Source organism: Gilliamella sp. Nev5-1 (assembly GCF_001690895.1).
Taxonomy (GTDB): Bacteria; Pseudomonadota; Gammaproteobacteria; order Enterobacterales; family Orbaceae; genus Gilliamella; species Gilliamella apicola_C.
This window is the reverse complement of record NZ_LZHO01000040.1, coordinates 1-12,134: the sequence shown is the minus strand read 5'-3', so window position 1 is coordinate 12,134 and position 12,134 is coordinate 1. Positions and strand designations below refer to the sequence as shown.

Annotated in this window: 11 protein-coding genes and 1 pseudogene; 8 read left to right on the top strand and 4 right to left on the bottom strand. The window is 33.9% G+C overall.

From position 1 onward, the window contains the following. Positions 1 to 217 precede the first annotated feature (217 nt). A complete protein-coding gene (gene nrdD / locus A9G41_RS06105) occupies positions 218 to 2,356 on the top strand; it encodes an anaerobic ribonucleoside-triphosphate reductase (RefSeq protein WP_065582150.1) in 2,139 nt (712 codons plus the stop codon). A 16-nt stretch (positions 2,357 to 2,372) separates the two neighbouring features. Continuing rightward, entirely contained in the window at positions 2,373 to 2,837 is a 465-nt protein-coding gene (nrdG, locus tag A9G41_RS06100) for an anaerobic ribonucleoside-triphosphate reductase-activating protein (protein ID WP_065582142.1), read from the top strand. Between the two features lie 14 nt (positions 2,838 to 2,851). Here nrdG and can read toward each other — a convergent pair whose 3' ends face one another. The 4 genes and pseudogenes from can to A9G41_RS13495 all read right to left on the bottom strand — a co-directional run bounded on the left by can (position 2,852) and on the right by A9G41_RS13495 (position 5,725). Beyond that, positions 2,852 to 3,511, bottom strand: a complete 660-nt coding sequence (gene can, locus A9G41_RS06095) for a carbonate dehydratase (protein ID WP_065567317.1) — start codon at positions 3,509 to 3,511, stop codon at positions 2,852 to 2,854. Between the two features lie 62 nt (positions 3,512 to 3,573). Continuing rightward, positions 3,574 to 4,635: an FAD-binding protein gene (locus A9G41_RS06090; protein WP_065579615.1), complete on the bottom strand. Its 1,062-nt coding sequence runs from the start codon at positions 4,633 to 4,635 to the stop codon at positions 3,574 to 3,576. A 626-nt stretch (positions 4,636 to 5,261) separates the two neighbouring features. After that, a complete protein-coding gene (locus A9G41_RS15010) occupies positions 5,262 to 5,390 on the bottom strand; it encodes a GTP-binding protein (RefSeq protein ID WP_442903254.1) in 129 nt (42 codons plus the stop codon). 138 nt (positions 5,391 to 5,528) lie between these two features. Further along, positions 5,529 to 5,725: pseudogene (locus A9G41_RS13495) on the bottom strand (CstA-like transporter-associated (seleno)protein). A gap of 308 nt (positions 5,726 to 6,033) precedes the next feature. On the opposite strand from A9G41_RS13495, the gene murA reads away from it, so the two are divergent. The 6 genes from murA (at position 6,034) to A9G41_RS06055 (ending at position 11,520) form a co-directional block, all read left to right on the top strand. Continuing rightward, positions 6,034 to 7,290, top strand: coding sequence for a UDP-N-acetylglucosamine 1-carboxyvinyltransferase (murA, locus tag A9G41_RS06080; protein WP_065582144.1), 1,257 nt, complete (start codon positions 6,034 to 6,036; stop codon positions 7,288 to 7,290). Continuing rightward, on the top strand, positions 7,290 to 7,865 hold the full coding sequence (gene yajL, locus A9G41_RS06075; RefSeq protein WP_065582145.1) for a protein deglycase YajL: 576 nt from the start codon (positions 7,290 to 7,292) through the stop codon (positions 7,863 to 7,865). Before murA ends, yajL begins: the two co-directional genes overlap by 1 nt. Positions 7,866 to 7,877: 12 nt before the next feature. Then, complete coding sequence (locus tag A9G41_RS06070) at positions 7,878 to 8,774, top strand: cation diffusion facilitator family transporter (protein WP_065582146.1); 897 nt, start codon at positions 7,878 to 7,880, stop codon at positions 8,772 to 8,774. Positions 8,775 to 8,867: 93 nt separating this feature from the next. After that, positions 8,868 to 9,830 (top strand): 6-phosphofructokinase, encoded by a 963-nt coding sequence (gene pfkA / locus A9G41_RS06065; RefSeq protein ID WP_065567323.1) that lies wholly within the window; start codon positions 8,868 to 8,870, stop codon positions 9,828 to 9,830. A 219-nt stretch (positions 9,831 to 10,049) separates the two neighbouring features. Further along, positions 10,050 to 10,301, top strand: coding sequence for a GNAT family N-acetyltransferase (locus tag A9G41_RS06060; protein WP_065579610.1), 252 nt, complete (start codon positions 10,050 to 10,052; stop codon positions 10,299 to 10,301). A gap of 109 nt (positions 10,302 to 10,410) precedes the next feature. Next, complete coding sequence (locus tag A9G41_RS06055) at positions 10,411 to 11,520, top strand: acyltransferase (RefSeq protein WP_065582147.1); 1,110 nt, start codon at positions 10,411 to 10,413, stop codon at positions 11,518 to 11,520. Positions 11,521 to 12,134: the final 614 nt, after the last annotated feature.

Sequence of the window (12,134 nt, the reverse complement as noted above, 5' to 3'; positions counted from 1 at the left end):
TTGTCAAGTTATTTTATTTATTAAAAAACTAGAAAAACACTATATATGGTGTATAATTTGCTCATATTTACTATATATAGTATTTTCTAAGCAATGTGAAAACCTTGATTTCTATCATAAAAGCTTAATATTCTGATAAAAAATAATAATTATATAAATATTTTTACTGATATAAATCTATGCCAATTGCTAATTATTAATGAATATTGAGGAGCATATTATGCCTGTAGTAATTAAACGAGATGGTTGTCAAACTGCATTTGATGAGACTCGAATTAACGATGCCATTGTTAAAGCTGCTGTGGCAGCCAATGTTCATGATCCAGATTATTGTGCAACAGTTGCTCGTGTTGTGACTAATCAAATGAGTGAATGTGATAGCGTTGATATTAACGAAATTCAAAATGCAGTTGAAAATCAGTTAATGTCAGGCCCTTATAAAAAATTAGCGAGAACTTATATTGAATATCGTCACGATCGTGATCGTGCTCGTGAAGAACGTAGCCGGCTAAATCAAGATATTCGAGGGTTAATTGAGCAAAGTAATGTTGCTATTTTAAATGAAAATGCTAATAAAGATAGCAAAGTAATACCGACTCAGCGCGATTTACTTGCGGGTATCGTGGCAAGGCATTATGCTAAACAATATATTTTACCAAAAGACATTTCTCAAGCTCATGATTGCGGTGAAATTCATTATCATGATTTAGATTATGCGCCATTCTTCCCAATGTTTAACTGTATGTTAATTGATTTAGATGGTATGTTAACTAACGGATTTAAAATGGGTAATGCTGAAATTGAGCAGCCAAAGTCAATTGCAACAGCGGCAGCTGTAACGGCACAAATTATTGCGCAAGTTGCTAGCCATATTTATGGCGGTACGACAATTAATCGCATTGATGAAGTTTTAGCAAAATTTGTTACCATCAGTTATAACAAACACAAAAAAGTGGCTGAAGAGTGGAATATCCCAAATCCAGAAGCTTATGCTGAAAGCCGTACCGAAAAAGAGTGTTATGATGCGTTTCAGTCTCTAGAGTATGAAGTCAATACTTTACATACCGCTAATGGCCAAACACCATTTGTTACTTTTGGCTTTGGGTTAGGGACTAGCTGGGAATCACGATTAATTCAACAATCTATTTTAAATGTTCGTATTAAAGGACTTGGCAAAAATCACAAGACAGCGGTTTTCCCAAAACTGGTTTTTGCAATTAAAGATGGTATTAATCATAAACAGGGCGATGCTAATTATGATATTAAGCAACTTGCACTTGAGTGTGCAAGTAAGCGGATGTATCCGGATATTTTAAATTACGATAAAGTCGTTGAGGTAACAGGATCATTTAAAACACCAATGGGATGTCGCAGCTTTTTGGGTGTTTATGAAGAAGACGGCCAACAAATTCATGATGGGCGTAATAATTTAGGCGTCATTAGCCTTAATTTACCGCGTATTGCTATAGAAGCTAAAGGTGATGAAGCTCGCTTTTGGGAAATTTTAGATAAACGTTTAGCGCTATGTAAAAAAGCATTAATGACGCGTATTGCTCGACTTGATAGCGTAAAAGCACGTGTAGCTCCTATTTTATACATGGAAGGTGCTTGTGGTGTGAGACTTAACGAAGACGACAATATTTCTGAGATTTTCAAAAATGGTCGCGCTTCAATTTCTTTAGGTTATATTGGTCTTCATGAAACATTAAATGCACTTTACGGAAATCAAACGCATCCATTTGATAGTGATAAATTACGCAAAAAAGGTGTGGCAATTGTTGAGCGTTTACGTAATGCGGTAGATCAATGGAAGAGTGAAACTGGTTATGGGTTTAGTTTATATAGCACGCCAAGCGAAAATTTATGTGATCGATTTTGCCGGCTTGATACGGCTGAGTTTGGTGTAATTCCTGGTGTTACTGATAAAGGTTATTATACTAACAGTTTCCATCTTGATGTTGAGAAAAAGGTTAATCCGTACGAAAAAATCGAATTTGAAAAACCTTATCCTCAAGTCGCCAATGGTGGTTTCATTTGCTATGGGGAATATCCAAATATGATTAATAATATCAAAGCGTTAGAAGATGTTTGGGATTATAGTTATTCTCGAGTTCCTTATTATGGGACTAATACGCCAATAGATGAATGTTATGAATGTGGTTATACCGGTGAATTTTCTTGTACCAGCAAAGGCTTTGTTTGCCCAAGTTGTGGTAATCATGATTCTTCAAAAGTATCGGTTACTCGTCGTGTTTGTGGATATTTAGGTAGTCCTGATGCTCGCCCATTCAATTCAGGTAAACAAGAAGAAGTAAAACGTCGAGTTAAACATTTAAATAATGGTCAAATTGGTTAATAATCAATAAATATTTATGAATTATCATCGTTATTATCCTGTTGATGTTGTTAATGGGGAAGGAACTCGCTGTGTTCTTTTCGTTGCTGGCTGTGTACATCAGTGCCCAGGGTGCTATAACAAAAGTACATGGGGTATCAATTCTGGTTCGCCATTTACTCAATCACTTGAAGATCAAATTATTAAAGATTTACAAGATACCGAAATAAAACGTCAAGGATTATCGCTTTCTGGTGGTGATCCTTTGCATCCTCAGAACGTTCCAACTATATTAAAACTGGTCCAACGTGTTAAATCTGAATGCGATAATAAAGATATTTGGCTTTGGACGGGGTATAAGCTTGATGAGTTAACCGCTGAACAACAAGCTGTTGTTCCTTATATTGATGTGTTAATTGATGGAAAATTTGTGCAAGAACTTGCTGATCCTCGTCTATTATGGCGAGGAAGCAGCAATCAAATTATCCATCGTTTTAAATAAAAATGATTAGTGAATTATTGGGATTTGTGTAAATTGAGAAGATAGGAAATCGCTTCACGGTAGTTAATTTCTAGATTTTCGCTACTTGACGAGGATATGTGTAAGTCAGTAATTTTACCATTATGAATTCCATAAACCCAACCATGTAAATTCACTTTTTGCCCTCGTTGCCATGCTGATTGAATAATTGTAGAGTGGCCGAGGTTGTAGACTTGCTCAACCACATTAAGTTCACACAATACATCCAAACGAATTTCGGGTGGGAATTCTCCTAGTAGGGAGCTATTGCGAAACCATAAATCGCGGATATGCAACAGCCAGTTATTAATTAACCCTAAATCAGGATTTTCAACCGCATCACGAATTCCCCCACAGCCTAGATGACCACAAACAATGATATCTTCGATTTTAAGAACATCTACAGCATATTGAACGACTGATAAACAGTTTAAATCAGTATGTATTACAAGATTACCGACATTTCGATGTACAAATAATTCACCCGGTTTTAGCTTAATAAGTTTTTCTGCTGAAACGCGACTATCTGAGCAGCCGATCCACAAAAATTTCGGATTTTGTTCAATGGCAAGTTGTTTAAAAAATTCTGGATCTTCTTGCTCTATTTTTTCTGACCATTCGTGATTAAAACGAATCAAATCTTGTACATCAAACATAATTGATATTTCCTCATCTATTTCATTTTTATTTTTATTATTATATTTTTGTTTATTTTACGTTATTCAATTTGCCTAATATGTTGAATCTTACTTTTCATGATCAACTTACGCCAGAAAGGCGTCGTTAATAATTTAGCTTTAACAATTTTGCAATAGAGTTTTAAACGTAGTGGAATTGTGCGTTGATAATAACATTTATTTGGTTTCGGATGTTTACTGTTTAAAATTTTACTTAAAATTTCCGCACTATCCAATGCATAACTAATTCCTTCTAAAGAACTAGCACTAATAAAACCTGCAGCTTCGCCAATTAGAAATATGTTTTCATTGCCAGTATAAAAATCACGTAACCGATTTGGGTAAACCACTAAACACTTTTCTGTTTTGACTGGTTTACTAAAAATAAACCCCTGAGCTGTTAATTTTTCTTTTAATTGCTCAAAATTTTGATTTGCCACTTTTTTAGGAAAAGCACCACCAAAAATAAAATAACCATTTTTTGAAATGCTCCAAGCATAGCAATTTGTTGTTTGATTATCAAAAATACACGAATTAAATGGATTTGGGTGTTGTTCTACAAACCATTGTTGTATAGCTACATATTGCCTTATTGTATGCTGAGGATATCGCATTCTTCTGACAAGCGAGTTGGCGCCATCAGCACCTACTACATATTGCGCTGTGATATTATATTCGGTTTTGTGTTCATCAATATAAGTGATTTGATAGCCATCAATAATGCGCCTTACTTCTTTACAAAGCGTATTATGAAGAACGGTTACTTTTGACGGTATTAGTGATTTTAACCATAGATCAAATTTGTGTCGATCAAAACTCACATAACTTCGTTGGTAATTGCGAACAAGTTTTGTTTGTAAGTCATAAGTTTTGACACTAAAAATTTGAGGATTAGTTAAAATATCAGTGGGTAAATTCAGCTTTTGTCGAACAAAAGCTTTTTGTGCATCATCTGCTAATAATCCACCACAAGGTTTATGAAAACCTTCATCTGTAGATTGATGTTTTTTATCTAATGCAATGACTTTGAACGACGGGCTAAGTAAACGAGCTAACGTGCTGCCTGCAGGCCCAAGCCCTATAATTGCGATATCATAATCCATGTTATTGTACTGCTTGCTTTATCACGGTTAAAAAAGCTTTCATGTTAGCAAATTAAATTCAATGTGGCTATTAGAGATGTCGTTTTCTGTATACCAACTAGCTTGTCAAAAAGTTTCAGGAATGTATACCGTTTCAGCATATAATATAATTTTTTTCAATATGTTAATTTTGTTATTGACCTGATGCTGTTTTTTTAATGCTTGATATAGTTCATTACTTTGATCAAAGAGCTGTATAGCAAGCCAATATGATTTTGGGATTTGCTCTTTTACTTCTTCAAAGATAGTCGCTTTGTGGTGGATTTTATAAATTCGGTGAATCACTTTAGCTTTTTATTCATTGCCAACGTGATCAGTTTTAGTTAAAAAATGATGCGATTTGAAAAAACAATTTGTGAAAGAACTATGTGATATTCATTAATGTGATATTCAGTAAAATGCTTTAAAATATGTTGCGCATCTACCTGTGTAATAATCGATCAAGTTGGATTTTTCTCGAATTAGATCATCAATAAAAACGGCTCGAATCATTGGTGCCAGATCCCAGATTGGCAAGATCAGTTGGTAGGATAATCTACCAATCAAATTGTAATTCACCCTGCTTAGTGTTTTACGTGTAATTTATATCATGCTTCGGTTAGTTTTCCTTGCGCGCTACAGTAAATACAGCCATTGGTCATTTCAACGATTTGAATTTTAGTGTTAATATTTAACAAATTACTATCAATGCTTACTGAGCTAAATTCGTTTTCGATAATAATGGCTTTTCATCACGGTTATGTTGTTTTAATAAATAATTAAGGTGTGTTGTCTTACCTGAGCGAAGAAAGTTATTAAGATTACAGGTAATAATGAATTTGTAATAAAATCTTTTACTTATAGCTTTTTAATTATTAGCAATATTTAAAACCACCTTTGCCATTGACTTTTTCCTTCTAGTGCTTTTTAAAAAAACTTTATCAAACATAGGGAGTTGCTTTGGGTGGGTAAGCTTCATATGCTGAACATAATTATCATAACCAAAAGTGCCCACCATCAGTTTTGCAGTTTGACCAAGGTATTTCCCTACTTTAGAGAGAGAATCAAACATATTTTTCTCAGATTGAATACGATATTATTGAAATATAAAATCTTTAAATGGTTATATCGCATAACTCAAATTATAATGACGAATGCAGTATATACCAATAAAGGTGGGAATTTGCCTGAGCCAATCATTGATTAATTGTAATGATTATTAGATTCGCAAATAAAAATCAAATTTTTGATAGCGTTTGATTTTCTGTACTTTTAGTTGATTTGAAAAGAATAGCACTTTAATTTTTTCATGAAATTCATTTATCTATTAGTAAATAACTTCTATAATGTTTGCCAATTTATCACGCATAAGAGTTAATAATGGAAAAGTTTCACGTAAAAGGCCCTACCACGTTAAACGGTGAAGTGGTTATTTCTGGCGCAAAAAATGCTGCGCTGCCAATTTTATTTGCTGCCATTTTGGCTGAAAAGCCTGTTGAACTTAGAAATGTTCCCAAGTTGAGAGATATTGATACGACTTTGGAATTGCTAAGTCAGCTAGGTGTAAAATGTGAGCGAAATGACTTTATTCATCTTGATGCGGGTCATATTAATAACTATTGTGCGCCTTATGAGTTAGTTAAAACTATGCGAGCTTCAATTTGGGCTTTAGGTCCACTTGTAGCACGATTTGGGCAAGGACAAGTTTCATTGCCTGGTGGTTGCGCTATCGGAGCAAGGCCTGTCGATCTTCATATTACAGGTCTTGAACAATTAGGTGCAACTATCACGCTTGATGAAGGTTATGTTAAAGCATCAGTAAATGGTCGGCTTAAAGGTGCTCATATAGTGATGGATAAAGTAAGTGTTGGTGCAACCGTTACTGTTATGTCAGCAGCAACTTTAGCGGAAGGTAAAACGATAATCGAAAATGCAGCTTGTGAACCTGAAATTGTTGATACAGCTAAATTTTTAAATATGCTAGGCGCCAAAATTACAGGTGCTGGTACTATGCGTATTGAGATTGAAGGTGTTGAACGCTTAGGTGGTGGTGTTCATGAGATAGTTTCTGATCGCATTGAAACAGGGACTTTTTTAGTGGCAGCTGCGATATCCAAAGGTAAAATTACTTGTCGTAATACTGATCCCACTTTGCTTGATGCTGTGCTTTCTAAGCTGAAGGAAGCTGGTGCTAAAATTGAATTTGGTAAAGATTGGGTGTGTTTAGATATGCAAGGAAAAAGAGCGAAAGCAGTGAATATTCATACCGCACCTCACCCAGGGTTTCCTACTGATATGCAAGCTCAATTTTCATTATTAAATATGGTTGCTGAAGGCACAGGGATCATTAAAGAAACGATTTTTGAAAATCGGTTTATGCATGTGCCTGAATTAATTCGTATGGGAGCCAGAGCAGAAATTGAAGGTAACACCTTAATAACTCACGGTGTCGAAAAGCTCAGTGGTACACAAGTAATGGCAACGGACTTACGAGCTTCAGCAAGTTTAGTTTTAGCGGGTTGTATAGCTGAGGGGCTAACTACCGTTGATCGTATTTATCATATTGATCGAGGCTATGACAATATTGAAGCAAAATTAAGAAAACTAGGTGCCAATATTGAAAGGATAATAAAATAATGACAAAACAAGCATTGGTGTTTTTATCGGACGGTTGTGAAGAAACAGAAGCTGTAACAACAATTGATTTATTAACTCGAGCAGCAATTAATGTTACGACAGCTAGCATTTCAAGTTCTCGTGAAATTGCCTGCTCTCGAGGCGTAACAATTTTGGCTCAAAAAGTATTTTCAGACATTCAATACATCGATTTTGACGTAGTGGTGTTGCCTGGTGGGTTAAAAGGAGCTGAAAACTTTCGAGATTGTCCATTATTGATTGAGAAATTAAAGCAAACGCATTTAAATGGTGGCATTGTTGCTGCAATTTGTGCTTCGCCAGCTATGGTTTTACAACATCATAATTTATTTCCTAACGCTAATATGACAGGCTACCCAACTACTAAAGATGCATTCAAAAATTGGAAAGCAGATAGGGTTTATTTTGACAAGTCGAATAACGTTATTACTAGTCAAGGTCCTGCGACTTCTATTGATTTTGCTTTAAAAATTATCGATGTATTGTTAGGCCGAACAAAGGCTGCTGAGGTTGCCGAGCAGTTAGTTCTTCCGTTGGGAATTGAGTCTTATCAATAAATTAGGTACTAAATGTCAAATTCACATTTGTACGAAAAGTTAGTTAAAAGAGCAACGTTAATTGCCGTTTTGACCTCTATTTTTCTAATTTTAATTAAATTTATTACGTGTTGGTTAACTGGTTCAATAAGTTTATTTGCTTCATTACTGGATTCAAGTATTGATTTACTTGCATCTGGTTTCAATTTTTTTTTAGTTCGCTATGCGTTAAAACCTGCTGATGATGAGCATACTTTTGGTCATGGCAAGGCTGAATCTTTGGCTGCATTGTCACAAAGCGCATTTATTATTGGCTCGGCGATAATTTTATTATTTTCTAGTGTTCGATCTTTTATTCATCCTAGCGAATTGCAAATCCCTTTATTAGGAATTATGGTTTCGACAGTTTCAGCGGTAATCACAGGTTTCCTTGTTTTATATCAAAGGCGAGTTGTAAAAATGACTCATAGTCATGCTATTCAGGCTGATATGCTACATTACTCCTCCGACATGTTGATGAATATTGCTGTTATCATTGCGCTTTGCTTAAGTTGGTATGGACTTACTTATGCTGATGCTGTCTTTGCAGCTTTGATTGCTTTATATATTTGTTATAATGCTTACCATATTGCTTATCATGCTATCCAAGATCTGTTGGATCGCGCTTTGCCTGATAGTGATAATGTACGAATTGCTGAAATCATTTCTTCATACCCCGATGTTCTAGGTTTTCATGATCTAAAAACACGACAAGCAGGACCTATAAAATTTATTCAATTGCACCTTGAACTCGATGATGACATGCCTTTAATTAAAGCTCATGCTATTGCGGATGCTATTGAAAAATATATTGCAGAAGAATTTTCACCTGCAACAGTAATTATTCATCAAGACCCAGTTTCTGTTGTGCCTGCTGAAATGAAAAAGTAGAAAAATTAATCAGAAATAGCTTTTATTGTCTATTGTTAGATATCTGTTAAGACTCTATAATAACGAAAAGTTAATAAATTGGAGTTATTTAATATGATAAAAAAAATAGGTATTTTAACCAGTGGTGGCGATGCTCCAGGAATGAACGCAGCTATTCGTGGTGTAGTTAGAACTGCATTGGCAGAAGGGCTAGATGTTTTTGGTATCTATGATGGTTATATGGGTCTTTGTGAAGATCGCATTGTTCAACTAGAACGTTCAAGTGTGTCAGATATTATTACTCGTGGTGGCACATTTCTTGGTTCGGCTAGATTTCCAGAATTTAAAGATAAAGCAGTAAGACAAAAGGGCATTGCTAATTTGAAAAAACATCAAATTGATGCTTTAGTCGTTATTGGTGGTGATGGTTCCTATATGGGGGCAATGCGATTGACTGAAGAAGGTTTCCCATGTATTGGCTTACCAGGTACTATTGATAATGATATTCGTGGCACTGATTATACTATTGGTTATTTTACTGCGCTTAGCACTGCTGTTGAAGCTATTGATAGATTACGCGATACTTGTTCTTCACATAACCGAATTTCAGTAATTGAAATTATGGGACGAGACTGTGGCGATCTAACCTTAAATGCCTCAGTTGCTGGTGGGTGTGAGTTTATGATTATTCCTGAGGTTTCATATACTAAAGAAGATCTAATCGAAGAGATTAAACTCGGCTTTGCTAAAGGTAAAAAACATGCGATTGTGACTGTTACCGAGCATATGTGTGATGTTAAGCAACTTGCTGCAGACATTGAAGCAGCAGTCCATCACGAAACACGGGCAACAGTATTAGGGCATGTTCAACGAGGCGGTTCACCGGTTCCTTATGATCGTATTTTAGGTTCTCGTATGGGAGCTTATGCCGTTGAATTATTGTTACAAGGTGAGGCAGGTAGAAGCGTAGGTGTACAAAATAATAAATTAGTGCATCATAATATTGTTGATGCTATCAATAATATGAAACGCCCATTTGATATTGATCTATATAATACTGCCAAACGATTATTTTAAATCGTTTATTGTGCAACTAAAGCATAATCTACATTAATTAATATCATTCTGTTTTGCTATAGGTGAGCTGTTAAAGATAAAATCTTAAAACAGTCACCTATTTTTTTCTCTACATGTTTTCCTGTAATAGATTTCAGTTATTATAAAAAATTCTTGGATTTTATTAAGTATGGATGTAATTTATAATCAATTAATTACACATATTATGCGGGTAATTTTATGTCATTACGTTTTTTAGAAGAAAGCAATCGCTTTTATGTTTGTGATGCTAATAATAAAGAAATCGCTGAAATGACTTTTACAAGAGTGGGAAAAGATAAAGCGACTATTAATCATACTTATACCGATCCGACATATCGAGGGCAAGGTATCGCTGATAATTTATTAGAGTTAGTGGTCAAACGTCTACGGCAGGAAAATCGAGAAATTATTCCTATTTGTTCATTTGCGGCGAATAAATTGGTTAGGTAGTCAAATCAAGCGTTATCCAATTATTGCATTGATTTATATTGATATTTTTACTGTGTTTTTATATGCTTTTTTTTGTAAAAGAGTATTCTAGTTACATAAATATGTGATAATGTATGCACATTCACTTTCATTATTCACACTATCGAAAATGGTAACAGAAAAACCGCAAAAAATTCATTCTATTCACGTATTACGTGGTGTTGCGATTATTATGATTGTTTTTAGTCACTGCTTAGGTGTATTTAAAAATAATCATTTAATTACAAATAGTTATTTATTTTCTTTTTTAAATTTATTTGCATTTAATTTCACTACTTTTTTTGTATTAATTGCCGGTTTTTTATTTCAACACTTGACTTACAAATATGATACTAAAGCATACTATTTATCAAAATTTAAGACAGTAGTATGCCCTTATATTTCGGTATCACTTTTTTGTTTTATCTTTTTTCATTATCAGTACTTATCCAATTTGCCATGGTTCTCATCAATTGAGCCTAGTGTTATGAATGCGATAGTTCACATGATGCTAACTGGCACACAGCTTCTACCTTTATGGTTTATGCCAATGATTATCATGATATATTTAATGGGACCACTTTTCTTTTATTGGTCGAAAAAAAAATTAATTGTTGCAGGTTTGATTGCTATGTTTTGGGTTGTGATGTTTACTAAACCAGATTTTACTAAACCGTTTTTAAATTTACTGCATTACGGTCCTATTTATCTAATTGGTATGATGATAAAACAAAATTATGAAACTATTATCAAATCAGTAAAAGATAATTTGTTTTTGATAATATCCTTTTTTTGTTTATGTTTTTTCATTCCATTTGCTTATCGCTATATGACTCATTTGGTTGTAGAAAAGCTATATTATGATACATTACAAAAGATCGTTTTATTTATATTAGCACTTTATTTTTTAGATGGGCTCAATCACAAAGAGAATAAAGGAAAGATTTATAAATTTTTCTCTTATATGGCAAATATAAGTTTTCCCATCTATTTTATTCATGAAATCATTGTGTTACAGCTTGAGCATTTGTTATATATCTCTCCACTAAGCAATATAATTAAAACGGATAATGGTTGGTTAGCATCATTGGGGGCTGTAACTTTTTTAGTCTCTACTTTAGTTATCAGTATTATGATTGCTAACATAATAAAATTAATTTTCAAAAATAACGCAAAATATCTTATAGGTGGAATTCGCTAAATCACGTTATTTATATTTAGTGCTTTTTAATGCTTTTGGTAAAAAAAGAATAATTACTATAGTGAGAATAATCGTTCTCTTTTTAAATATAGTCAAAATATAAATTAATTTTGAAAAAATTATTGAAAATACGAGGATTTTTATATTTACATCAAATGTGGCGAATAAAAGGGTTTGAACAAATAAAAAACAAACGAGAGAAAAATTGAAATTAATGCTTGCCAAAAAAAATGAAGTCCCTATAATCCGCATCCACTGACACGGCGTCAGCGAAAAGCTGAGGCAAGTTAGTGAAAAATTAAGATCAAAAATTTTGAAAAAAGATCTTGACGAATAAAAAAGGTTAGCGTAGTATACGCAACCCTTGAGACAGCGAAGTAAATTAACGGAAAGTTGATTGGTTTAAAAAGGCTGTTAGCTCTTTAAAAATAAGAAACAGACAATCTGTGTGGGCACTTGCGAGACAAAAGATTAAAGTCTACGGACTAAAAAATTAAGTCTTGATAAGTGACACTGAAGATTCATTTGAATATGTCAGAGACAGTTATTGAGCATCAAACTTTAAATTGAAGAGTTTGATCATGGCTCAGATTGAACGCTGGCGGCAGGCTTAA